This is a genomic window from Halalkalibacter alkaliphilus, assembly GCF_023555415.1.
Taxonomy (GTDB): domain Bacteria; phylum Bacillota; class Bacilli; order Bacillales; family Bacillaceae_D; genus Halalkalibacter; species Halalkalibacter alkaliphilus.
Genome location: NZ_JAKRYL010000010.1, coordinates 1 through 25065 on the forward strand (window position 1 = coordinate 1; position 25065 = coordinate 25065).

Consider the following 25065-nt stretch of genomic DNA (forward strand, 5'->3'; position numbering starts at 1 on the left):
AACTTCTTGAAATACTCCATGTCCCCCTGTGAGACGAGCTTCTTTTTTTCGTAAACTTCACAGAGTGCTTCTAAGAATAGTATCGTGCCTTCTAGTAGAAGAAAAGAAGTGAGTCCGGACCCTTTCTCTTCGTAACGCAACGTGAATTACTTCTAAAGAACAACTTCATGAATAATCCCCCCCGAAGAAGAGAAATGGCGAGCCAGGACGTTGCCACGCAGGGCACGCTCCGCATGAAAATAGGAGAGACGGACATACGCTGTACATATTAGTAGAGCGCCCGGAGGAACAGCATCTTCCTCGAATGAGTCGATGGTTACTACGTGATTATACTTCTCTGAAAAAACATCATGTCCCCCTGTGAGACGAGCTTCTTTTTTTTCGTAAACTTCACAGAGTGCTTCTAAGAATAGTATCGTGCCTTCCTAGTAGAAGAAAAGAAGTGAGTCCGAACCCTTTCTCTTCGTAACGCAACGTGAATTACTTCTAAAGAACAACTTCATGAATAATCCCCCCCGTAGAAGAGAAAGGGTGAGCCAGGACGTTTCCAGGCGGGCACGCTCCGCATGAAAATAGGAGAGACGGAGATACGCTGCATAATAGTAGTGAGCCCGAAGGAACAGCATCTTCCTCGAATAAGCCGATGGTTACAACGTGAAAAGACATCTTGAAAAACTCCATGTCCAATCACCCCCGTAGAAGAGAAAGGGCGAGTCAGGACGTTGCCAAGCAGAGGGTGCTCAAACTAAGAGATGATTGATTGTTATTGTCTAAAAAAAGAGGACAAATAAACAGAAATAACACTCCGACAGAAAATCAAAGAGAACCGACAGTAAATTCACTACTTTGGACAGTAAATCCTCCACTTTCGACAGAATATCCCTCAATTAGGCCAGTAAGGCGTTATGTGCCTCACTTTTTAACACTATATAGGCGTAGTACTTCACCAAACAAAATCGATACAAGAAAAATGTGGGCTTAAAAAATGAAAAAGTCTCCTCTGTACAAAGAAACTCTGTATTGAACAGTAGATTCCACCTCTTAAGATGTAATCCCACCGTATATTCCTAGTTGCAATGACAAAATTTAAGATTGACTATGAATAAAGTTGGGAAGCTATGACAAACAAAGAGGAAGTAATCACATTAATTGACGAAAACTCAAACCAAATAGAGCAACTCCTTAACCAAAAAATTGATATTTGGTTAGAGCATGTTTTATTTACAGGTTTTTGGTGGCTTGGAGTAGCCTTATCCATTGTTCCATGGCTGATTTGGTTTATCTTCAGAAATAACCAAAGTACTGATCGTTTACTGTACGTAGGTTTTTTTGTTATGGTCACTGCTCTTATCCTTGATGTACTAGGATCTCAATTTGGTTTATGGCATTACAGGTATAACGTGATCCCTATAGTACCTAGCTTTCTTCCTTGGGACATCGCTTTAATGCCTGTAACAATCATGTTCTTTTTACAAATTAAGCCTAATATAAATCCGTTGATGAAAGCTGTTTTATTTGCTCTAGTCGCATCATATATTGCTGAACCGTTCTTTACCTGGTTAGAAATATATCAACCGAAAACTTGGCGTTATAGTTACTCAGTTCCCATACAAATCATCATTTATTTAATTGCACATTTTATAAGTCGGAGAAATTGTTTTTCCAAGTTAGATTGAGCAAAAAAGAGACTAAATCACGTAACTCACTCAATTTTTTTTCCTCTTGTTCCACTTCAATATAATGAATGCTCTTAAATCCGAGAAATTATTTTTCCATTGTACTCCAGTGACGAAAAGACCGAGGGCACTGAAAGGTCCTTTTTAGCGGGTTCGAGGAAGCAGCAATGGCTCCACACGTTGCGCGCCTGCTATGAGAAACCCACTCATAGCAGGCTTTAAGACAAAGCGACGGTTCCGCTCATTGCTTAAAGACCAAGAGGTAAGTATCTACTATCTCTTGGTCTTTTTACAATCCATTATCATGCATGATTACCCAATATTTGGTGAAGCTAACGGTAAATTATACGTTAAGGCTAGGTGAGTTTATGCCATCCATTGTTTCCGTAAGTACATTTGAGCCCCCGTATACGTTAAATCAACAAACAACCACTGAATTTGCTAGAGAGCTTTTTACGGATAGCTATGATGATATTGAACGGTTACTGAAGGTGTTTGCTAATGGCCAAATTGAGGAACGTCAATTTTCTGTTCCGATGAATTGGTTTGAAAGCGATCATTCATTACGAGAAAAGAACGATTTATATATTGAGCTGGCTACTTCCTTTTGTGTGGAAGCCATTCAGAAATGTCTTTATAACCAAGTATTCTTAAAAGAAAAAATAGAAGAAAAAGACGTTGATGCTATCATTTTAGTTTCTAGTTCAGGTATGGCAACTCCTAGTTTGGATGCAAGAATCATGAATCACCTTCCGTTCTCTCCACATACAAAAAGAATCCCTTTATGGGGGCTTGGGTGTGCAGGGGGAGCTGCAGGAGTGAGTCGAGCCTATGAATATTGCAAAGCATTTCCAAACGAGAATGCATTAGTTGTTTGTGTAGAGCTTTGCAGTCTAACATTCCAGAGAAATGATCATTCCAAAAGCAACCTTGTGGGAACATCTTTGTTTGCCGATGGAGTGGCATGTGCATTCGTTATAGGAGATAGATCCGAACTAAGTAGTAAAGTGAAAAAAGAAATACTGCCGAGCATATTGTCTAGCCAGTCGACGTTAATGCCCCATTCAGAAGATGTAATGGGGTGGAATATCAAAGATTCAGGGTTACATGTCGTCTTTTCAAGAGATATACCAACCATAATTAAAGATTGGCTAGGTCCGAATGTAACAAATTTTCTTGAGAAAAATCAAATCGGAATGAAGGAAATTACTTCATTTATTGCTCATCCAGGTGGGAAGAAAGTACTCGAAGCTTACGTAGAAACGTTAAAACTAGATGAGGCAATGACGAATGTTTCAAAAGAGGTTCTTAGACATCATGGCAATATGTCATCGCCAACAGTTCTTTATGTATTGGAGAAATTTATGCTGCAGAACCATTCTGATAGTGAACTCGGTCTCATGGCGGCTCTAGGACCTGGGTTTTGTTCGGAGTTAGTACTATTACAATGGAAGGAGATACAGTGATGCTTGCTATTTATGTGTTTATATTGGTTGTTGTTGTACAAAGAGTGGTTGAAGTAGTGATTGCTAATCGAAATGCGAAATGGATAAAAAGTCAGGGAGGTTATGAAGTAGGGAAAGATCATTATAAGCAAATAGTTGCTCTACACACCATGTTTTTTGTTTCATTATTAATAGAAGTTTCTGTCATTGATCGAAGCTTTGTTCTTTGGTCAGTTATCCCGTTACTTGTTTTTCTATTAGCTCAAATGGGGCGTGTTTGGGCGTTGTCTTCCCTAGGGAGATTTTGGAATACAAGAATTATGGTGTTACCGGGGGCGAAGGTTATAGCAAAAGGGCCATATCGATATTTGCGGCATCCTAACTATGTGATCGTTGTTACGGAAATAGCGTGTCTTCCGTTAATCTTTCAAGCTTATTGGACAGCAATCGCCTTTACGATCATAAATGCGTTCGTTCTTTCGGTTCGAATTAAGATGGAGGAAGCGGCTCTTGAGGAAGCTACAAACTACCAGGAAGTGTTTGAAAAGCATAAGAGATTCATTCCTAGCTCAAATTATGAAGACTAGAAAGCGCTTCACTAATTTGAGCTTTCTAACATAGTATCAATAATTCTTGATGTACTTTAGTTAGGAAGATATGATAAATAAACAGGTAGTTTTAGGGAATGGAGGAACAATATTGGCCAAAAAAAGAAAAGAACGGTTTGAAGTAGGAGAATCAGAAACGATTGAAGCTTGTCTAGATCGAATGAAAGAAGCGGGATACCAACCTGTAAAAAGGATAGAAAAGCCTATTTTTAAAGAAGAAAAGGTTAACTCTAATAAGGAATACGTACCAATCCGCCAGCAGATTATTTTTGAAGGGATTTTAGTAGAAGGCGAACAATAAAAAGTCTGACATTTTTAATGTTCGACATTTTGTTGACAGTAACATAGGATGCTTGTAAGATATACCTATAAGAACGAACGAAAAACGAAATACGCCTCATATAATCTTGGAGATATGGTCCATAAGTTTCTACCTGACTACCCTAAATAGTCAGACTATGAGGGAAAGCGGGAGATACTGAGAAGTTATTTTCTCTGTATCGATGAAAAGCGTAGGTGCAGCTTCCTTTCTCTCAAAATGAGTAGATTAGAAAGTTGTTCTGCGCTTTTTTAATGTCATAATTTAAACAGGATAAAGATAAGTAGTGGAGGAGAGCGACGATGAATCCAAAAATTGGTGTCATAATGGGAAGTACTTCTGACTGGGATACAATGAAAGCTGCATGTGACGTTCTTGATGAGTTAGAAATTGCGTATGAGAAGAAAGTAGTTTCAGCGCACCGGACTCCGGATCTCATGTTTCAATATGCTGAGGAAGCTAGGGACAGAGGCTTAAAGGTCATTATTGCCGGTGCAGGTGGGGCGGCTCATTTGCCAGGAATGGTTGCAGCGAAGACGACAGTACCTGTCATTGGTGTTCCTGTTCAATCGAAAGCATTACAAGGTCTTGATTCCTTACTATCGATTGTCCAAATGCCAGGAGGTGTTCCTGTTGCCACTGTAGCGATAGGCAAAGCGGGTGCTACGAATGCTGGCTTGCTTGCAGCTCAAATGCTAGGTGCTTACGAGACTGAAGTTGCTGATCGCTTAGAAGCAAGACGAGAAAAAACAAAGCAAGCTGTTCTAGAAAGTAGTGATCAACTATGAGTCGAATCGTTACCCCTGGAGCAACAATAGGGATTATCGGTGGTGGCCAACTTGGGAGAATGATGGCAACTGCTGCTAAGCAAATGGGCTACCGGATAGCTGTTTTAGAGCCAACAGAGGATTCACCTTGTGGACAAGTTGCTGATATAGTAATTGAAGCTGCCTATGATGATGTTACCGGCGCTAAAAAGCTTGCTGAAGTATCAGATGTGATCACTTATGAATTTGAAAATATTGATGAAAAAACAGCAAATTGGCTGACAGAGCAAGCAGATTTCCCACAAGGTGCAAAGGTATTAGGGATTACTCAGCATCGTTTAAGAGAGAAGGAAGCTATTCAAAATTTAGGGATTCCAGTTGCTCCTTTTCAGGCCATTCATTCACTAGATGATATAGAAGAGGCAGCAGAAAAGCTTGGCTTCCCAGCTGTGCTAAAAACATGCCGTGGTGGTTATGACGGCAAGGGACAAAGAGTAGTTCATGATATAGAGCAACTGAAGCAAGGGGCAGAAGAATTACTGAAAAATAGTGAATGTGTGCTAGAGGCTTGGATTCCTTTTTCGCTAGAACTTTCGGTAATCGTTACACGCTCACGAAACGGAGAGACATCGGTCTTTCCTGTATCGGAAAATGAACATCGAGACAATATTCTCTACCGCTCTCATGTTCCAGCTCGAATTGATGAGACGGTAAGTGAGCAAGCGAAGGATATGGCCTTAAAGATTGTAACAGGGTTAGACGTCGTTGGAACACTTGCTGTAGAGCTTTTTATGCTTGAGGATGGCAGATTATATACTAATGAACTCGCACCACGTCCACATAATTCTGGTCATTATACGATTGAAGCATGCAAAACGTCACAATTTGAACAGCATATAAGAGCTGTGTGTGGCTTGCCACTTGGATCTACTCAATTATGGTCTCCTGTTGTTATGGAGAACATTCTTGGTGAGGATTTAGAAGGTGTACTTCAATCCGTTTCCAATATAAATGATGTGAAACTTCATCTTTATGGTAAAAAAGAAGCGAAAGTAAAAAGAAAAATGGGTCACTTGACGGCAACAGCTAACTCAGTAGAGGAAGCATGTGAGAAGATAGAGCGACTGCATCAGGTTAATATCCTTAAATAATACAATTAGATAAAAGCGGAGGCTGGTTATAGATGATCGAACGTTATACTCGCCCTGAAATGGGAGCTATTTGGACAGAGGAAAACAGATTTCAAGCTTGGTTGGAAGTAGAAATTGTTGCTTGTGAAGCTTGGGCAGAACTTGGAGAAATTCCAAAAGAAGATGTGAAGAAAATTCGCGAAAATGCAAGCTTTGATATTAATCGTATTAACGAAATTGAGCTAGAAACTCGCCATGATGTAGTTGCCTTTACACGTGCCGTTTCTGAAACGTTAGGCGAAGAAAGAAAATGGGTTCACTATGGCTTAACGTCAACAGATGTTGTTGATACAGCTCTATCTTATCTATTAAAACAAGCTAATGAGATTTTACTTGCTGACATCGAACGTTTTATTGAGATATTAGGAAATAAGGCAAAAGAACATAAATACACAATTATGATGGGACGTACACATGGTGTTCACGCAGAGCCAACTACGTTTGGTCTAAAGCTCGCATTATGGTATGAAGAAATGAAGCGTAATTTAGAACGTTTCAAGCATGCAGCTGAAGGAGTACGCGTTGGAAAGCTTTCTGGAGCTGTTGGTACATTTGCAAATATTGATCCATCAATTGAAGCATTCGTATGTAAAAAACTTGGCCTAGAAGCAGCACCAATTTCTACTCAAACTTTGCAACGTGACCGTCATGCCGAATATCTAGCAGCTTTAGCACTTATTGCTACTTCAATTGAAAAGTTTGCTGTTGAAGTTCGTGGTTTGCAAAAGAGTGAAACAAGAGAAGTAGAAGAGTTCTTTGCAAAAGGGCAAAAAGGTTCGTCAGCTATGCCACATAAACGTAACCCTATTGGTTCGGAAAATATGACGGGACTAGCTCGAGTGATTCGTGGCTACATGATGACAGCGTATGAGAATGTTCCATTATGGCATGAGCGTGATATTTCTCATTCATCTGCTGAGCGTATCATTCTTCCAGATGCAACGATTGCTTTAAATTACATGCTAAATCGTTTCGGAAATATTGTTAAGAATTTGACGGTATTTCCTGAAAACATGAAGCGTAACATGACTCGCACGTATGGGTTAATTTACTCTCAACGTGTTCTCCTTTCTTTAATTGACAAAGGGATGGTTCGTGAAGAGGCATATGACTTAGTTCAACCAAAAGCAATGGAAGCTTGGGAAAAAGGTATTCAATTCCGTGAATTAGTTGAAGCGGAAGAGAGAATTACAAGTGTGTTAACTCCTGATGAAATTGAAGAATGTTTCAACTATGAACACCATATGAAGCATGTAAGTACGATTTTTGCAAGAGTTGGCTTAGAAGACTAATAAAGAAAGAGGGCTTGTCCCTCTTGTATATAAAAAATTCCAATATTTCAGTTTTTGGAGGTTGAATCATGGAAAAAGGCGTTTTGCTATATGAAGGAAAAGCAAAGCAAATCTATCAAACAGGTAATACAGACGAGCTTTGGGTTAGCTATAAAGATGATGCTACTGCATTTAATGGCGAGAAAAAAGAAACACTAACAGGAAAAGCTAGACTGAATAACGAGATTACTTCTTTAATCTTTTCTTACTTAAATGACAATGGCGTTGACAGCCACTTTATAAAAAGGCTCTCGGAAACAGAACAGCTAGTAAAGAAAGTAGAGATTATTCCACTGGAAGTAGTTGTTCGAAACGTAGTCGCAGGCAGTATGGCAAAGCGTCTTGGAATTGAAGAAGGAACAGCGCTTGAACAGCCAATTGTCGAGTTTTATTACAAAGACGACGCACTTGGAGATCCACTAGTTACAGAAGATCATATTGCAATTTTAAATGCAGCAACAAGCTCTGATTTAACAATCCTTAAAGAGAAAGCATTGGAAGTAAACAAACATTTGATTAATTTATTCGATAACATGAATGTACGCTTAATTGACTTCAAATTAGAATTTGGGCGTACAAGTGACAATGAGATTTTGCTTGCAGATGAAATTTCACCTGATACTTGTCGACTTTGGGATAAAGATACAAATCAACGTTTTGACAAAGATCTATTTAGAAGAAATTTAGGAAGCTTACAAGAAGGTTACCAAGAAATCTTATCACGCTTAGGAGGCGCATCATGTACAAAGTAAAAGTTTACGTTACGTTAAGAGAAAGTGTTCTAGATCCACAAGGAGGAGCTGTGAAACGTGCTCTTCACACAATGGAGTACAAAGAGGTTGAAGAAGTACGCATCGGTAAATACATGGAGCTTACAGTAAACAGTACTGATAATGTGGAACAACGTATTGATGAAATGTGTTCAAAATTACTTGCTAATACAGTGATTGAAGATTATCGTTTTGAAATCGAGGAGGTTGTTCCTTCATGAAATTTGCAGTAATTGTTTTTCCTGGTTCGAACTGTGATTCAGATATGTTCTTTGCGATTCAGGATGCCCTGCAAGAAGAAGTGGCTTATGTTCGCCATGACGAAACATCTTTAGAAGGCTTTGATGGAGTTCTTTTGCCAGGTGGATTTTCATACGGTGATTACCTTCGTTCTGGAGCGATTGCTTGTTTCTCACCTATCATGGATGCAGTGAAGAAATTTGCAGAAGAAGGAAAGCCAGTTCTTGGGGTTTGTAACGGATTTCAAATGCTTCTTGAATTAGGACTGCTCCCAGGTGCGATGAAGCGTAACGACGGATTAAAGTTCATTTGCCGTCCGACGGAACTAAAAGTTGAAAACAATGAGACGTTGTTTACAACAGGGTATGAAAAGGGCGAAGTCATCACAATTCCAGTAGCACACGGTGAAGGTAACTATGAATGTGATGAAAAGACATTAGAGGCATTAGAAGCAAATAATCAAGTTGTGTTCCGTTATGAACAAGCTATCAACGGATCAAAAGCCGATATTGCAGGAATTACAAACGAACGTGGAAATGTACTCGGAATGATGCCACACCCTGAACGTGCTGTGGAAGCATTACTTGGCGGCGACGATGGTCTGCGTTTATTTCAATCGATTGTAAGAAATTGGAGGGAATCTCATGTCACTACTTCTTGAACCAACAGCTGAGCGCGTGAAAGAGGAGAAGCTTTACCGCGAAATGGGTTTAACAGATGATGAATTTGCAATGATTGAGGAGATCATTGGTCGAACACCGAACTGGACAGAAACAGGTCTTTTCTCGGTTATGTGGTCCGAGCATTGTAGTTATAAAAACTCAAAAGTTCTATTGAAAAAGTTTCCGACAGAAGGAGAACGCGTTTTGCAAGGCCCTGGTGAAGGTGCTGGTATTATTGATATTGGTGATGAACAAGCGGTTGTGTTTAAAGTTGAAAGTCATAACCACCCATCAGCAATTGAGCCATACCAAGGTGCTGCAACAGGTGTAGGTGGAATCCTTCGTGACGTATTCTCAATGGGAGCTCGTCCAATTTCACTATTAAATTCCTTACGTTTTGGTGAATTAACGTCACCGCGTGTCCGCTACTTATTTGAGGAAGTGGTTGCAGGGATCGCAGGTTATGGCAACTGTATGGGAGTGCCAACAGTAGGGGGAGAAATTCAGTTTGATCCTTGCTATGAAGGCAATCCGCTCGTCAATGCGATGTGCGTTGGTTTAATTGATCATAAAGATATTCAAAAAGGACAAGCAAAAGGTGTTGGCAACACAGTTATGTACGTAGGTGCTAGCACTGGTCGTGACGGGATCCACGGGGCAACATTCGCTTCTGAAGAACTTGGTGAAGATTCTGATGAAAAGCGTCCAGCTGTTCAAGTAGGAGATCCTTTCATGGAGAAGCTATTACTTGAAGCTTGTTTAGAGTTAATTCAAAATGATGCTCTTGTTGGAATTCAAGATATGGGAGCTGCTGGACTTACATCATCTTCTGCAGAGATGGCAAGTAAAGCTGGATCTGGTATTGAAATGAACTTAGATCTTGTTCCACAGCGTGAGCAAGGGATGACACCTTATGAGATGATGCTTTCTGAGTCTCAAGAGCGTATGTTAATCGTTGTGAAGAAAGGTCGCGAGCAAGAAATTAAAGAAATTTTTGATCGTTGGGGGTTATTATCTGCTGAAGTAGGTCATGTAACAGATGATAAGCGTCTTCGCCTTCTTCATAAAGGAGAAGTTGTTGCGGATCTTCCAGTTGATGCATTAGCAGAAGAAGCACCAGTTTACCATAAGCCATCTAGTGTTCCGGCTTACTATGAAACGTTCCAACAACAAGAAGAAAAGACTCCTGTTGTTGATGATTATAAAGAAACTCTCCTTAAGCTATTAGCTCAGCCTACGATTGCTAGTAAGGAATGGGTATATGATCAATATGATTATATGGTTCAAACAAACACAGTTGTGGAACCAGGATCAGATGCTGCTGTCGTTCGAATCCGTGGTACAAGAAAAGCTTTAGCGATGACAACAGATTGTAACTCACGCTATTTATACCTTGACCCAGAAGTTGGTGGGCAAATTGCGATTGCTGAAGCAGCACGTAACGTTGTTTGTTCTGGTGGGGTTCCACTTGGATTAACGGATGGTTTGAACTACGGAAGCCCTGACAAGCCTGAAATTTTCTGGCAGTTAGAAAAGTCTACAGACGGAATGAGTGAAGCTTGTCGTGTTCTAGAAACACCAGTCATTGGTGGTAACGTGTCTCTTTACAATGAAACAGCTGGGGTAGCTATTTATCCAACACCAGTTATCGGTATGGTTGGTCTAATTGAGGATATTGATCATATTACGACTCAAGGCTTCAAACAAGCAGGAGACGTGATCTATCTTGTTGGAGAGACAAAACCTGAATTTGGTGGAAGTGAATTACAAAAGCTAGTTGAAGGTGATATTTCAGGAAAAGCTCCTACGCTTGATCTAGAGCTAGAAAAAAGACTTCAGAAGCAACTTTTAACAGCGATTCGTTCTGGTCTTGTTGCATCAGCTCATGATGTAGCAGAAGGTGGAGTAGCGGTAGGTCTTGCTGAATGTATGACTTCGGGTGAAGTGGGTGCAACAGTTTCGTTAGCAGGTGAGACGACGGCATCTTTATTCGCGGAATCACAATCTCGCTTTATCGTAACAGTTCCAAGTGAAAAAGCAGAGCAATTTGAACAATTAGTTGCTGCTACAAAAATTGGTGAAGTAACAGATTCTAAATCTCTTGTAATTAAAAATAATGAACAAGGTGTCATTCTTGAAACAACACAGGATGAGATCGTAACGGCTTGGAAAGGAGCCATTCCATGTTTGCTGAAATCAAAGGCTTAAATGAAGAATGTGGTGTGTTTGCCATCTGGGGACATAAAGATGCTGCTCACCTAACTTATTATGGTCTTCATAGTTTACAGCATCGCGGCCAAGAAGGTGCTGGGATTGTTGCAACAGACGGAAAGCAATTAAAAGTTCATAAAGGATTGGGCTTGGTTAATGATGTGTTTAGTCCGGATGATTTTGATCAGCTAAGCGGGCATGCTGCTATTGGTCACGTTCGTTATGCGACAGCTGGAGGTGGGGGATTTGCCAATGTGCAGCCCCTGCTTTTCCGCTCACAAATGGGAAGCTTGGCCATTGCACATAACGGAAATTTAGTGAATGCCAATAGCATGAAGCATCAATTAGAGAGTCAAGGGAGCATTTTTCAATCTACATCTGATACGGAGGTAGTTGCTCATTTAATTAAGCGCAGTGGCTACAATACGTTAGAAGAACAGCTTAGAAATGCATTAGCGATGTTAAAGGGTGCCTATGCTCTAGCTGTGTTAAATGAAAAACAACTAATGGTAGCACTTGATCCAAACGGTCTTCGTCCTTTATCGATCGGTCGACTTGGTGATGCATATGTGATCGCATCAGAGACATGTGCGTTTGATCTAATTGGTGCAAAATATGAGCGCGAGGTAGAGCCAGGTGAACTTGTCATTATCGATGATAATGGTCTTCGTTCAACTAGATTTTCAGGTTCTGCTACAAGAGCAATCTGTAGTATGGAATACGTTTATTTCGCACGTCCAGATAGCAATGTTGATGAAATTAATGTTCATACATCTAGAAAAAACCTAGGGAAGCAGCTAGCAATTGAATCTCCGATTGAAGCGGATGTTGTTACAGGGGTGCCGGATTCTAGTATTTCAGCAGCAATTGGGTACGCTGAACAAGCTGGAATTCCTTACGAATTAGGGATGATTAAAAATCGTTATGTAGGGCGTACGTTTATTCAGCCATCTCAAGAGCTTCGTGAACAAGGTGTGAAAATGAAACTTTCTGCTGTGCGAGGCGTTGTAGAAGGAAAACGTGTTGTCATGATTGATGACTCGATTGTACGTGGTACAACAAGTAGAAGAATTGTGAACATGCTGCGAGAAGCTGGTGCTAAAGAGGTCCATGTGCGAATCAGTTCACCTCCAATTAAGAATCCATGCTTCTACGGAATTGATACATCGAACTCAGGTGAATTAATTGCTGCAAACCATTCTATCGAAGAAATGCGCGAAATAATGGGAGCAGATTCATTAGCCTTCTTATCAGTAGAAGGATTAAAAACGGGGATTGGTCGTTCTGATGAAACATCGAACTGTGGTCAGTGTCTAGCTTGCTTTACAGGGGAATATCCAACCGAAATTTATCCAGATACGTTACATCCATACGCAAAGGTTTAGAAGGAAGGGAGCAAGGAGAATGTCAGAAGCTTATAAAAAAGCAGGAGTCAGTCTTGAAGCAGGTTACGAAGCAGTTGAGCGAATGAAGAGTCATGTAAATAGAACACAACGTTCTGGAGTCATGGGATCACTTGGTGGTTTTGGAGGAATGTTTGATCTATCTACATTAAATCTAAAAGAGCCAGTACTTGTTTCTGGAACTGATGGAGTAGGAACAAAGCTTATGCTTGCCTTCATGCTAGATCGTCACGATACAATTGGTGTCGATGCCGTTGCGATGTGTGTAAATGATATTGTTGTTCAAGGAGCAGAGCCGCTTTACTTTCTAGATTATATTGCATGTGGCAAAGCGGTTCCTGAACGTTTAGAAGCAATCGTTAAGGGGGTAGCTGATGGCTGCGAACAAGCAGGTTGTGCCCTTGTTGGTGGAGAAACAGCAGAAATGCCTGGAATGTATAGTGAAGACGAATATGATCTAGCTGGTTTTGCAGTTGGTGCTGTTGAAAAGCAGCAAATTATCACTGGTGAAAAAATCAAACCAGGAGATGTGGTCATTGGGCTTTCATCTAGTGGATTGCACAGCAATGGTTTTTCATTAGTTAGAAAAGTTTTCCTTCATGATCATTCATTTTCTTTAAATGATCAAGTCGAGGAGTTAGGAAAAACATTAGGAGAAGAGCTGTTAACTCCAACGAAAATTTATGTTAAGCCTTTGCTCGCTTGCTTGAAGAACCATACTGTACATGGAATGGCACATATCACTGGTGGTGGATTTTATGAAAATATTCCACGTATGTTACCGGCTGGTGTTGGTGTAAGTGTAGATAACGGATCATGGCCGGTTCCTCCTATTTTTAACTTGCTTCAAAAGTATGGCGAGTTAACGGAAAAGGAGCTGTTCTCAACATTTAATATGGGGATTGGAATGGTATTAGTCGTTCCTGAGGAAGAACATATACCAGTTCTACGTACACTTGAGGAGAATGGTGAATCTGCACATATTATAGGGCGAGTAGAAGAAGGTACAGGTGTTACCATTGGGGGCATTGAGTAATGATGAAAATCGCTATTTTTGCTTCAGGGAGTGGGACGAATGCCGAAGCAATTATTCATGCTGCTAGGGACGGACTCCTTGATGTCGAAGTTGCTCTCATTGTTACAGATAAACCAAATGCGAAAGTTATTGAAAGAGCGAATCTGTTTAACATTCCCTGTTTCATTGCTGATCCAAAAACGTATGAAACGAAGGCTGACTTTGAACAAGATGTCATACGTGAATTGGGAAAATGTGGAGTCTCATTTGTTGTGTTAGCGGGGTATATGAGGTTAATAGGTCCTACGTTGCTAAATGCATATGAAGGAAGGATGGTTAATATTCATCCTTCCTTGCTTCCTTCTTTTCCTGGGTTAGATGCGATTGGACAAGCGTTTAAAGCAAAGGTAAAGATTACAGGAGTTACCATTCATTACGTCGATGCGGGTATGGATACGGGTGAAATTATTGCACAGGAACCAGTTCGAATTGAGGAAGATGACACGGTTGATTCCTTACAAAAGAAAGTCCAGGCAGTTGAACACGAACTATATCCTAAAACAATTCAAACAATCATAGATCGTACGAAAGAGGTTGGGTAATTGATGAGTAAAAGAAGAGCGTTAGTAAGTGTTTCAAATAAGGAAGGCATTGTTGAGTTTGTCGAAGCTCTTGTCGCAAAAGGCTTTGAAGTAGTTTCTACTGGAGGAACAAAGAAAGCTCTACAAGAGGCTGGAGTACCTGTTATTGGTATCTCGGAAGTAACAGGGTTCCCAGAAATTTTAGATGGTCGAGTGAAAACTCTTCACCCGAATATCCATAGCGGGTTGCTTGCGATGAGAGAGCGTGCTGAGCATCAAGATCAACTAGCTGAACATAATATTTCACCTATTGATTTAGTAGTCGTTAACTTGTATCCATTCAAAGAGACGATTGCAAAGCCAAATTGTACATTTGCAGATGCAATTGAGAACATTGATATTGGCGGACCGAGTATGCTTCGTGCAGCAGCAAAGAATCATCAGCATGTAACCGTTGTTGTTGATCCGAAAGATTATCCAACTGTAATTGATGAACTTTCTAATGAGCAAGATGTAACGGTCGAAACGAAGCGTCGCTTAGCTGCGAAAGTATTTAGACATACAGCAGCTTATGATGCATTAATTGCTGAATATTTAACAGAAGCTGTAGGTGAAGAAGAGCCTGAAACATTTACAGTGACATATGAGCGTAAGCAAGGTTTACGTTATGGAGAAAACCCTCATCAAAAGGCAACATTCTTTAAAAAGCCTTTAGCTGATGAAAGCTCGATTGCTAGCGCAGTTCAACTTCACGGAAAGGAACTTTCATATAACAACATTCATGATGCTGATGCAGCTCTTGCTATAGTAAAAGAATTTGCTGAGCCGGCTGTTGTGGCAGTTAAGCATATGAATCCATGTGGGGTTGGTACAGGTGAGTCCATTGAACAAGCTTATGGGCGTGCATATGAAGCTGATCCGGTTTCGATTTTTGGTGGTATAGTCGCTGCAAACCGCGAAATTGATGAGGCAACGGCAGTGAAAATGAAGGATATTTTCCTTGAGATTATTATCGCTCCTTCTTTTACACAAGAAGCACTTGATGTTTTAACAGCAAAGAAAAATTTACGTCTGTTAACTGTTCCAATGACTAAGCAAGAGCAACCTGAAGCCATGCTAACATCGATTCATGGTGGTCTTTTAGTTCAAGATGAAGATCATTATGGAATCGACGAAGCAACAATTTCAATCCCAACAGACCGCAAGCCAACTGATGCAGAATGGGAAGCTCTTAAATTAGCGTGGAAAGTTGTTAAACATGTGAAATCAAATGCAATTGTATTAACAAATGGACAAATGACTGTCGGTGTTGGAGCTGGACAAATGAACCGTGTTGGTGCTGCTGATATTGCTATTACGCAAGCTAGTGAGCGAATTGAGGGAGCTGTAATGGGTTCTGATGCCTTTTTCCCAATGGGAGACACTGTAGAACTTGCGGGTAAAGCAGGTGTAACAGCTATTATTCAACCAGGCGGTTCAATCCGTGACGAAGAATCCATTGAAATGGCTAATAAATACGGAATTGCTATGGTTATGACAGGAGTAAGACACTTTAAACATTAAAGGAGTGTTCAAATGAAAGTTCTTATTATTGGTAGTGGCGGTCGCGAACATGCCATTGCTTGGAAAGTTGCCCAAAGCAATCAGGTTTCAGAAGTGTTTGTTGCACCAGGAAATGAAGGAATGGTTGATGTAGCAACACCAGTTCAGATTAATGAAAATGATTTTGATGGACTTATTGCTTTTGCAAAAGAACAAGAGATTGGATTAACGATCGTAGGTCCAGAGGTTCCTTTACTTGGAGGAGTTGTTGATAGATTCCAAGAAGAAGGACTGCGTATCTTTGGCCCGAAAAAAGAGGCTGCTATGTTAGAAGGTAGTAAATCTTTCGCCAAATCGATTATGAAAAAATACAATATCCCAACTGGAAGCTATGAAACATTCACGAATTATGATGAGGCTGTTGCTTATGTGAAAAAGCAAGGAGCACCAATCGTGATAAAAGCTGATGGATTAGCAGCTGGAAAAGGCGTTGTTGTAGCAATGACGGAAGAGGAAGCGATCAATGCTCTTTCTTCCATGTTAAAGGATCTTGTGTTTGGGGAGGCAAGTGCACAAGTTGTTATTGAAGAGTATTTAGAAGGTGAAGAACTTTCCCTGATGGCATTCGTTCATCATGACACAGTTATTCCTATGGTTGGCGCTCAAGATCATAAGAGAGCACTTGACGGTGATCAAGGTCCAAATACAGGAGGAATGGGAGCATACTCACCAGTGCCGCAATTTTCTAGTGAGGATGTTACTGAAGCGGTAGAAAAAGTTCTTCAGCCAACAGCGGATGCTTTAATAAAAGAAGGGACTCCATTTACAGGAATTTTATATGCTGGATTAATGATGACGTCAGCCGGGCCAAAAGTAATTGAGTTTAATACTCGATTTGGTGACCCGGAAACACAAGTTGTCTTGCCTCGTTTAAATTCGGACCTGGTAGAAGTGTATACATCTTTATTAGATGGAAAAACACCTACATTAGAATGGTCAGAAGATGAAGTGGTAGGTATTGTTTTAGCAAGTGAAGGATATCCTGTGTCCTATAAAAAAGGGACAGTTATTGAGGGATTAGAGGAGCTTGAAGAAGACATGCTAGTCTTCCATGCGGGTACAAAAAAGGAAGAAGGCAAGTGGAAAACGAACGGTGGGCGAGTTTTGTTAATTGCAACAAAAAAAGCGTCATTGCTAAAAGCGCAACAACGTGTGTATGATCAAGTGAAAAAAGTAAGTACAGACGGCTTATTTTATCGTAAAGATATCGCGCATAAAGCTATTTCGCGCGTCTCTTCCTCATAAACAAATAAATAAGAGCAACGATACTTCCAATGACCATAATATAAATGAAAAGAGTGTCAGTTGCATATTCCTGAATATTAAACATAGCGATTTCCTCCTAAAAAGATTGAATCATAAGCCGTATAAGATCACATACTTGGATCTTATACGGCTTCATTTTGTTTTACATATTACTCACTGTGACTGTCATGATGACAAGCATGATCTTGCATCGTTTCCATTTTCTGCTCAGCTAAGTAAGTTAGAGGGCAGAATCTTGTAATCCCTTCTGCAGCTTTCATACTCCCACAGACTGCTGCAAAAAGAGGTACATTATCGTTTGGTCTTTTAACAAGTTTTGAGGTAGACCAAGCAAGGATTGTGAAACCCATTGTGATACGACATAATGCATCTACACGACCGATATTTGGTTTCATAATTAGATCCACCTTTCACATGTTTGTCAATCTTCCAATTATTTTTGTTAAGATATTTAACAAAGTAGTGAGCGAATTCCCAGATTTGTGGTACTATTATAAAAAAGGAAATGATGAAATGGGTGATGACAGGATGACTGAGAGACTTTACCGCTGGACAAAACAACGATTACGGCAGCAATTAGCTGTAGTAAAAGGAGAAAAATCTCCTTCACTTGTCCTCCGAAATGCAACATATTTAAATTTTGCACGCCGAAAATGGCTTACGGCTAATATATGGATATCTGAAGACCGCATCGTATACGTAGGAAATGAAATGCCTGCGAAGTTAACTGATACAGAGATTGTTGATTGTGATAACAAATTGGTTGTACCAGGATATATTGAGCACCATGCTCACCCGTTTCAACTTTATAATCCCCATAGCTTCGCTAAGTATGCGTCAGGAAGAGGGACAACAACACTGATCAATGATAATCTAATGTTTTTTTTACATCTTGAAAAAAAGAAAGCGCTTACTTTGATTGAAGCTCTTGATGAGTTGCCGGCTTCTATGTATTGGTGGTCGCGCTATGATGCGCAAACGGAACTTCGAGATGAAGAACCATTAACGAATTCAAAAATGAAGGAATGGTTAGAGCATCCTCTTGTGTTACAAGGGGGAGAGTTGACTTCTTGGCCTAAAGTGTTAGAAGGTGATGATTCTACGCTTCACTTAATGCAAGAAACGACAAGACTCCGTAAACCGATTGAAGGGCATTTGCCAGGTGCTTCAGAGAGAACGTTAGCACAAATGGCACTTTTAGGTGTTACATGCGATCATGAAGCTATGACTGGAGAAGAGGCAGTAAGACGTCTAGACTTAGGGTATACTACGTCGTTACGACACTCTTCAATCCGCCCTGATTTACCTAAGTTGCTTAAGGAAATGCAAGAGCTGGGGGTTGATTATTTCGAAAGGTGTCTTATGACCACAGATGGTTCTCCACCTGCTTTTTATGAAAAAGGAGTAATGGATCAATTAATTAAGATCGCATTAGAAAGTGGATTAGACCCAATTGACGCATATTCAATGGCTAGTTATAACGTGGCGAAATATTACCATATTGATCATAAGCTTGGAATGATTGCTCCAGGTAGAATTGCACATATCAATATTCTTGATGATATTAACAATCCGTTACCAAGCTCTGTTTTAGCAAAAGGGAAATGGGTTGTTAGAGACGGGGAGCATATTGATCAGTTTGGCGATTTTCCGTGGGAAGATTACGGAATAGAGCCATTTAAGATTGATTGGAATTTATCGGAAGATGATCTCCATTTTTCGATGGCAATGGGAATTGAAATGACAAATTCCGTTATTTTAAAACCGTATCAAATCCCGATTGAAAGTACAGATAAAGTATTAAGTACCGATCACGATGAGAGCTTCTTTGTGATGATTGATAAATATGGAAAGTGGCATATTGCTACAATGATTAAAGGTTTTGCCACACATGTATCAGGTTTTGCTAGTTCGTTTTCCAATACAGGTGACGTAATTCTTATTGGAAAAAATGTTTCAGACATGATTGCTGCTTTTAATGCTTTAAAAGAGCAAGGTGGAGGAATGACCTTGGTTGAAGATGGAAAACTTATTGGTCAAATACAATTAGAGATATTTGGAACATTATCTACAAAGTCGATGGAAGGCGTTATGGAAGATGAGAAGAAATTTGTCACCTTATTACGTGATCGCGGCTACAAATTTGAGGATCCAATTTATAGCCTGTTATTCTTCTCGTCAACACATCTTCCATATATCCGTGTCACACAAAGAGGAATTTATGATGTGAAAAAGAAAACGGTACTCTTTCCTGCGATTATGCGTTAAACTAAGAAAGGACACTTTTTTAGTTTAGTGAGTTAATTGAAAAAAGGTCGTGTAATGATGAAGAAGTTATGGAAATTCCCCCTTTTGTTAACTGCTTTTTTAATAGTAGGGGGATGCAGTAATAATGGTCAAATAGAAGAAGAGACAGAGACAGAGACAGTGGAAGAAGTATTTGTGGAAGAGGAGCTGGCTGAGGCTCCTTCCTATACATATCCACTTAGTGGCATGGAAGCAGAGGAAGAGGCTACTCACCGTATCATTAGCGTATTGATTAACAATGACCCTGCTGCACGTCCACAAACTGGTTTAAGCCAAGCAGATATTGTTTACGAGTTATTAGCTGAAGGGACGATTACTCGCTTTGTTGCTCTTTACCAGAGTCAATTTCCAAACAAGGTAGGTCCTATTCGAAGTGCTAGAGAGTACCATGTTGATTTAGTGCACGGATTTGATGGGATGCTTGTTGCTCATGGTTATAGTCCCACGGCAAAGAAGCTCCTTAGTGAAGGGAAAGTTGATCATATTAATGGTATTTCTTATGATGGGTCACTTTTTAAGCGAGCGCCTGAACGTAAGGCACCCCATAATTCATACATTACGTATGAGGATATGATCCAAGGCTTTGTAAATGAAAAAGGCTATGTTATAACAGGAGAAGTTCCAGCCTTAGACTTTTATGAAAATGAAGATATTCATATCGTTGGCAATAAAGCTAGTGAGGTTGAAGTGAATTACTTAGGGAAAAATCATATTCAATATGTCTATGATGAAGCCTCTGGGTATTATGAGCGTTTTAATGGTGAACGAAAGACTGTTGAATACGAAACAAATGATCCTGTTCTCTTGTCCAATGTTCTTGTTTTAGAAACGGAACACCGTGTATTAGATGATCAAGGACGACGGGCCATCGATTTAACATCAGGTGGAAGAGCGATCCTTTTCCAAAGTGGCATTATGAACGAGGTATCGTGGGAAAATCGTAATGGACAGCTTATTCCAGTTCATGATGGAGAACCAGTAAAGCTAAAACCAGGTCAAACGTGGGTTAATATCGTGCCGTCAAATCCCGGGATAAAAGAGGCACTTTCGTATGACTAATGTATTGTTGAGGAAGGTTGTGTACAGATGCAAATAGATAAATTACGTGGCAAGGAGCTAGATCAACTATTTAAAGCCATTTTATCACTTAAAGATCTTGAGGAATGTTATGAGTTTTTTGATGATCTATGTACCATTAATGAGATTCAATCATTAGCCCAACGCTTAGAAGTAGCCAGAATGTTACAAAATGGCTATACGTATCATAAAATTGAAACGGAAACAGGGGCGAGTACAGCGACGATTTCACGTGTCAAACGTTGCTTGAATTATGGAAATGACGGCTACAAAATGACCTTAGATCGTGTGAGTGAACAAGAGGTAGAAGTGAAAGAATAAAAAATCACAGGGGTTCCTGTGGTTTTTTCTTTTTGTTTATTTAGTTGGTCATATACATAGATTAAGAAAAGCTCATAAGCTAGAGTAGTATGAATGTAAGAAAACCTTGCTGAGTGCGTGTATTTCGGTACGATTCGTACTACAATAGATAAACCATGATGTAAAGAACGGGGTGTAATAGCATGAGTCAAGTACTGAAAAAACGAATCGCTGCAGCAACAAAAAGAGAGAAAGCAGAAGTGGTTGTAAAAAATGCAAAAATAATTGATGTTTTTACCTTAACGACGCATGAAGCAGATGTTGCAATTACAGATGGAATGATTGTCGGTATTGGTGAATATGAAGGATGTAGAGAAATTAATGCGAATGGATCGTATATGGCTCCAGCATTTGTAGACGGGCATGTTCATATTGAATCTGCGATGGTCCCGCCTGAGGAATTCACAAAAATTGTTGTTCCACGCGGTGTCACAACAGTAATGGCTGATCCTCATGAAATTGCTAATGTCGGTGGGTTTGAAGCTGTGAAATATATGATTGAAGCAGCTAAAGATCTGCCTCTTGATATTAAGATAATGGTTCCCTCATGTGTACCAGCAACAAACTTTGAACATAATGGGGCTGATTTGACGACAGCTGAGATTGAGAAGTTATTTGATGAGCATGACGCCTATGGACTTGCAGAGGTGATGGATTATCCGGCTGTTTTGTCTGGGGAAGAGACAATGATAAATAAACTTAAAGCGGCATGGAATCGCAAAAAGACAATTGATGGACATGCTGCAGGGCTAGATAACACTGGTTTGAATGCTTACCGTGTTGCAGGGATTAGCAATGATCATGAAGCTGTTACTGCAAAAGAGGGTCTAGATCGTCTTCGTCTAGGAATGTATTTGCTCATGCGAGAGGGAACAGCAGCAAAGGATATTGAGGCACTGCTTCCAATTTTAACGGCGCAAAATGCAAGGCGCTGTGTGTTTGCTACCGATGATAAGCATCTTGACGACTTACTAAATGAAGGATCGATTGATGCAAGCGTAAGAAAGGCGATTAAGCTCGGAGTTGACCCGTTGCAAGCTATTCAAATGGCTAGTATAAATGCAGCTGAGTGTTTTAAATTGGAAGGGAAAGGAGCAATTGCTCCAGGTTATGAAGCGAACTTTCTTCTAATACGTGATTTGGAAGAGGTTGATATCACAGCTGTCTATGTTAAGGGAGAGTGTGTAGCTGAAAATGGCAAGATGACATATACGGTACGAGAGCCAATTACACCTCCTGCATACCTTTTAGAAAGTGTGCGGTTAGAACCATTGACGCCTGCTAAGTTAAATTTACCCGTTAATGGAAACCGGGCTCATGTGATTGGTGTAACTCCTGGCTCAATTGTTACAAGCCACTTAATAGAAGAGGTTAAGGTAGAAAGTGGATTGTTCAAGCCGTCCGTTGCGAGCAATCAATTAAAGTTAGTTGTTGCTGAAAGGCATCATAAGCTAGGGCATGTAGGCGTTGGTATTGTGAAAGGAATTCCCATTCAAGCAGGAGCGATCGTTGCAACCGTGGCACATGATTCCCATAATATCGTAGCGTGTGGAACGGACGATGAAAGTATTCTCGCTGCTGTTGAACAAGTTGCAAAAGGACAGGGTGGAATTGCGGTTGTAAGAGGGAAAGAAGTATTAGCTAATCTCCCTTTACCTCTAGCTGGTTTAATGTCACTTGAACCATTTGATCACATTAACGATTCACTAAAGAAACTAGAAGAAGCATTAAAGGCAATCGGATTCAAAGAAAATTGGAATCCATTTTTAACGCTTTCGTTCCTTGCTTTGCCAGTCATTCCTTCATTAAAATTAACAGATACCGGATTGTTTGATGTGAAAAACTTTACACATATTGACGTTTCAGCGAGTGAATAAAAGTAGAGCCATCAAGCGAAAAGTTATTCATTCGTTTGATGGCTTTTTAGTTTCAGATCTAAGTAAAGACCAATTCGTTGTATTGGATCTTTGAGATCGGTATTTGCAATTTCCTGAATCCTTTTTAGGCGATAGCTAAGAGTATTGACGTGAATATGCAACTCCTTTGCAACTTCATTCATATTTCCATCTTTGTTTAGAAATACATCAAGCGTTTTATATAGCGAGGTCGCATGTTGTTGATCATAGACCTGTAAAAGAGTTAAAGCTGGATTCATGACAAGGTCTTTATTGTGATTGTGTAACACGTCAAGATGACGAAAGACTCCTAGTTCGTGGTAAAAAAATGCTTTTTGTAACTCCGTTAATCCATTCGATTTGATTTGGACGACTTTTTGAGCTTCCTGATAACTTTGTGTTAGCTTAGAGTAATCTGTATATAAATACCCGCATCCGATAAACAGGTTATGAATATTAAATCGCTCACTCATTTGACGCTGGATGGTTTCCATGAATTGGGTGAGTTCTAATTGATTTGTTGTTGTTTCAGTAATAGGACTTATTAAACATACAAGTTGATTGTCATCAACTGTATCAATTAACATACTTACTTTACTCGTCGTTTTCACAATATACATGACATTTCGATACAAAACATCTGTCATTTCTTGAAAACGTATGAGCATAAAGGCTAACGGTTTTGAATCAATAATCCCGATCTTATCTAATAGTAGAGTCGTTCCTTCATGTGAATTCGTATCACCTGTAATGATTTGCCATAAGACCTCTTGATGGTTTTTCTCCCGACGTTTCTTTTGTAAATTTAACTGAAGTAAGAGGTTTTTTGCTTTTGTAGCAGCAACCTTTAATAGTTGTTTCTCTTCTTTCGATAATTTCGTATCAACTTCGATGACCCAAATATATCCAAGTACTTCTTGGTTCTTTCGTATGGAGATTGCCACACGATTACGTAAGCCCATATCCACAATGCTGCTAATTTCTATAGGATCATCGCTTTGGTTTAAAGTGGGGATGACTCCTTCTTTCCAAAAGCGGTTAACGAGTTTTTCAGGAACGCGTCTTCCGATAATCGTTGAAATTCGGGCAGCATCTGTTCCATCATCATGGGAACTATAGGCAAGTAATTGATGATTGGCATCCTCAAGTGTGACAGGACAAGCTAAAACGTCACTTATCGTATCAACAAAATCTTCAAGTGAATCGAAGACACGATCAAATTTATTTGAATTCATCAATGACCCCCTACTTTTTGTTTTCGTAGTGATACTATAGCATAATTTAAGAGAAACTGAGTATACTGTACTTGCTTATTATAGATTAGTTTCGACGTGAATTTGGTCGATTTGTCCGAATGTTTGCTACTTTATTTATCAAATATAAAGGGGTGGCTCTGATGACGGAAAAAGAGATTCAGTTTGGTGAAAAGGGGCAATTAGCTGGTTCGCTCTCCTTTCCAGAAACATCACCTGTCGCGTTACCTGCTATTCTTATTCTTGCTGGTTCAGGCCCGCTTGACCGAAATGGGAATGGAACAAGAAAAGGCCCAATGTTGCATCTTTACAACCAGCTTGCTGCTTTTTTAACGGAATGTGGGTTTGTCGTATTGCGCTATGATAAACGGGGGACGGGGAAAAGTAGTGGAGATTTCATAAAGACAGGGTTTTGGGACTTAATTGACGATGCCAAGGCCGCACTTCACTTTCTAAGAGACCAACCAATTGTTGATCGAAATAAAGTATTTATACTCGGACATAGTGAAGGCTGTATGTTAGCTCCTGAAGTAGCTAAGGGAGAAGGCATACAAGGGTTAATTTTTGTTGCTGGAGCTGCTCAGTCACTAGCTGATGCTCAAAGTTATCAAAGGGAGTTAATTGTAGATTCTTTTCAAAAAACAAAAGGGTTAAAAGGAAAGCTGATTCGTCTGCTTAACGTAACAGATAAAGTAAAAAAACAAGGTCAGAAATTTGATCGGAAAGTATCAATGACTAAAAGAGATGTTATTCGCTATCAAGGGGTTAAAATCAATGCAAAATGGTTTAGAGAGCACTATGAGCATGACGTCTATCAAAGCCTAGCAGAAGTAACTTGTCCAATCCTTGCTGTTACAGGCTCTAAAGATGTGCAAGCGACACCTAAACAAGTGCATGAGGTCAAGAAGTATACAACCGTCGAGACGGAAACCCATATTATTAAAGGGATGAATCACATGCTTCGGGATCAAGATGAGGACACGGATATTTTGCATTTGAAAAAAGTATACAAAAATATTGGGGAGAAGCCATTGTCTAAAGAGTTACTTACGGTTGTAAAAAGTTGGTTAGACCGACATGTCTGAAG

At 39.9% G+C, this 25065-nt stretch carries 24 protein-coding genes and 1 riboswitch; of the genes, 21 read left to right on the plus strand and 3 right to left on the minus strand.

Going from position 1 to position 25065, the window contains the following annotated elements:
• Positions 1–1118: 1118 nt before the first annotated feature.
• The 16 genes from MF646_RS10840 (at position 1119) to purD (ending at position 17065) form a co-directional block, all read left to right on the plus strand.
• Entirely contained in the window at positions 1119–1676 is a 558-nt protein-coding gene (locus tag MF646_RS10840) for a CBO0543 family protein (protein ID WP_250096517.1), read from the plus strand.
• A gap of 368 nt (positions 1677–2044) precedes the next feature.
• Positions 2045–3142 (plus strand): type III polyketide synthase, encoded by a 1098-nt coding sequence (locus tag MF646_RS10845; RefSeq protein ID WP_250096518.1) that lies wholly within the window; start codon positions 2045–2047, stop codon positions 3140–3142.
• Positions 3142–3708 (plus strand): isoprenylcysteine carboxyl methyltransferase family protein, encoded by a 567-nt coding sequence (locus tag MF646_RS10850; RefSeq protein WP_250096519.1) that lies wholly within the window; start codon positions 3142–3144, stop codon positions 3706–3708. Before MF646_RS10845 ends, MF646_RS10850 begins: the two co-directional genes overlap by 1 nt.
• 112 nt (positions 3709–3820) lie before the next feature.
• Positions 3821–4030 carry an NETI motif-containing protein gene (locus tag MF646_RS10855; RefSeq protein WP_275980289.1) on the plus strand — a complete coding sequence of 70 codons (210 nt, stop codon included), beginning with the start codon at positions 3821–3823 and terminating at the stop codon, positions 4028–4030.
• Between the two features lie 76 nt (positions 4031–4106).
• Positions 4107–4208: riboswitch (purine riboswitch) on the plus strand.
• Positions 4209–4350: 142 nt separating this feature from the next.
• On the plus strand, positions 4351–4836 hold the full coding sequence (purE, locus tag MF646_RS10860; protein ID WP_250096520.1) for a 5-(carboxyamino)imidazole ribonucleotide mutase: 486 nt from the start codon (positions 4351–4353) through the stop codon (positions 4834–4836).
• On the plus strand, positions 4833–5966 hold the full coding sequence (purK, locus tag MF646_RS10865) for a 5-(carboxyamino)imidazole ribonucleotide synthase (protein ID WP_250096521.1): 1134 nt from the start codon (positions 4833–4835) through the stop codon (positions 5964–5966). Before purE ends, purK begins: the two co-directional genes overlap by 4 nt.
• A gap of 32 nt (positions 5967–5998) precedes the next feature.
• Positions 5999–7297, plus strand: a complete 1299-nt coding sequence (gene purB / locus MF646_RS10870) for an adenylosuccinate lyase (protein ID WP_250096522.1) — start codon at positions 5999–6001, stop codon at positions 7295–7297.
• A gap of 68 nt (positions 7298–7365) precedes the next feature.
• A complete protein-coding gene (gene purC / locus MF646_RS10875) occupies positions 7366–8088 on the plus strand; it encodes a phosphoribosylaminoimidazolesuccinocarboxamide synthase (RefSeq protein ID WP_250096523.1) in 723 nt (240 codons plus the stop codon).
• Positions 8076–8327, plus strand: coding sequence for a phosphoribosylformylglycinamidine synthase subunit PurS (gene purS / locus MF646_RS10880; RefSeq protein WP_034633516.1), 252 nt, complete (start codon positions 8076–8078; stop codon positions 8325–8327). The genes purC and purS overlap by 13 nt, the downstream gene beginning before the upstream one ends.
• Positions 8324–9007, plus strand: coding sequence for a phosphoribosylformylglycinamidine synthase subunit PurQ (gene purQ / locus MF646_RS10885; protein WP_250096524.1), 684 nt, complete (start codon positions 8324–8326; stop codon positions 9005–9007). The genes purS and purQ overlap by 4 nt, the downstream gene beginning before the upstream one ends.
• Positions 8991–11216, plus strand: a complete 2226-nt coding sequence (gene purL / locus MF646_RS10890) for a phosphoribosylformylglycinamidine synthase subunit PurL (RefSeq protein ID WP_250096525.1) — start codon at positions 8991–8993, stop codon at positions 11214–11216. The genes purQ and purL overlap by 17 nt, the downstream gene beginning before the upstream one ends.
• Positions 11192–12604 carry an amidophosphoribosyltransferase gene (gene purF / locus MF646_RS10895; protein ID WP_250096526.1) on the plus strand — a complete coding sequence of 471 codons (1413 nt, stop codon included), beginning with the start codon at positions 11192–11194 and terminating at the stop codon, positions 12602–12604. The genes purL and purF overlap by 25 nt, the downstream gene beginning before the upstream one ends.
• 19 nt (positions 12605–12623) lie before the next feature.
• The gene (gene purM, locus MF646_RS10900; RefSeq protein WP_250096527.1) at positions 12624–13658 is read left to right on the plus strand and encodes a phosphoribosylformylglycinamidine cyclo-ligase; all 1035 of its coding nucleotides are present in this window, start codon (positions 12624–12626) and stop codon (positions 13656–13658) included.
• Entirely contained in the window at positions 13658–14239 is a 582-nt protein-coding gene (gene purN, locus MF646_RS10905; RefSeq protein WP_250096528.1) for a phosphoribosylglycinamide formyltransferase, read from the plus strand. Before purM ends, purN begins: the two co-directional genes overlap by 1 nt.
• A gap of 3 nt (positions 14240–14242) precedes the next feature.
• Complete coding sequence (gene purH, locus MF646_RS10910; protein ID WP_250096529.1) at positions 14243–15781, plus strand: bifunctional phosphoribosylaminoimidazolecarboxamide formyltransferase/IMP cyclohydrolase; 1539 nt, start codon at positions 14243–14245, stop codon at positions 15779–15781.
• A 12-nt stretch (positions 15782–15793) separates the two neighbouring features.
• Positions 15794–17065: a phosphoribosylamine--glycine ligase gene (purD, locus tag MF646_RS10915; RefSeq protein WP_250096530.1), complete on the plus strand. Its 1272-nt coding sequence runs from the start codon at positions 15794–15796 to the stop codon at positions 17063–17065.
• Here purD and MF646_RS23430 read toward each other — a convergent pair.
• Together MF646_RS23430 and MF646_RS10920 are read right to left on the minus strand one after the other, a co-directional pair.
• Complete coding sequence (locus MF646_RS23430; protein ID WP_338035491.1) at positions 17040–17150, minus strand: EYxxD motif small membrane protein; 111 nt, start codon at positions 17148–17150, stop codon at positions 17040–17042. The two genes, purD and MF646_RS23430, sit on opposite strands and share 26 nt — an antisense overlap.
• An 85-nt stretch (positions 17151–17235) precedes the next feature.
• Entirely contained in the window at positions 17236–17481 is a 246-nt protein-coding gene (locus MF646_RS10920; protein WP_250096531.1) for a YgaP family membrane protein, read from the minus strand.
• A gap of 133 nt (positions 17482–17614) precedes the next feature.
• Here MF646_RS10920 and MF646_RS10925 point away from each other — a divergent pair, with 133 nt between their 5' ends.
• The 4 genes from MF646_RS10925 to ade all read left to right on the plus strand — a co-directional run bounded on the left by MF646_RS10925 (position 17615) and on the right by ade (position 22707).
• Positions 17615–19354: an adenine deaminase C-terminal domain-containing protein gene (locus MF646_RS10925; RefSeq protein WP_250096532.1), complete on the plus strand. Its 1740-nt coding sequence runs from the start codon at positions 17615–17617 to the stop codon at positions 19352–19354.
• Positions 19355–19411: 57 nt separating this feature from the next.
• On the plus strand, positions 19412–20452 hold the full coding sequence (locus MF646_RS10930; RefSeq protein ID WP_250096533.1) for a DUF3048 domain-containing protein: 1041 nt from the start codon (positions 19412–19414) through the stop codon (positions 20450–20452).
• A gap of 27 nt (positions 20453–20479) precedes the next feature.
• Positions 20480–20791: a YerC/YecD family TrpR-related protein gene (locus tag MF646_RS10935; RefSeq protein ID WP_250096534.1), complete on the plus strand. Its 312-nt coding sequence runs from the start codon at positions 20480–20482 to the stop codon at positions 20789–20791.
• Between the two features lie 182 nt (positions 20792–20973).
• On the plus strand, positions 20974–22707 hold the full coding sequence (ade, locus tag MF646_RS10940; RefSeq protein WP_250096535.1) for an adenine deaminase: 1734 nt from the start codon (positions 20974–20976) through the stop codon (positions 22705–22707).
• Between the two features lie 23 nt (positions 22708–22730).
• Here ade and MF646_RS10945 read toward each other — a convergent pair whose 3' ends face one another.
• Entirely contained in the window at positions 22731–23960 is a 1230-nt protein-coding gene (locus MF646_RS10945) for a PucR family transcriptional regulator (protein WP_250096536.1), read from the minus strand.
• A 161-nt stretch (positions 23961–24121) separates the two neighbouring features.
• Between MF646_RS10945 and MF646_RS10950 the strand changes: the two genes are divergently transcribed.
• Positions 24122–25063: an alpha/beta hydrolase gene (locus tag MF646_RS10950; protein WP_250096537.1), complete on the plus strand. Its 942-nt coding sequence runs from the start codon at positions 24122–24124 to the stop codon at positions 25061–25063.
• The last annotated feature ends 2 nt before the right edge of the window (positions 25064–25065 follow it).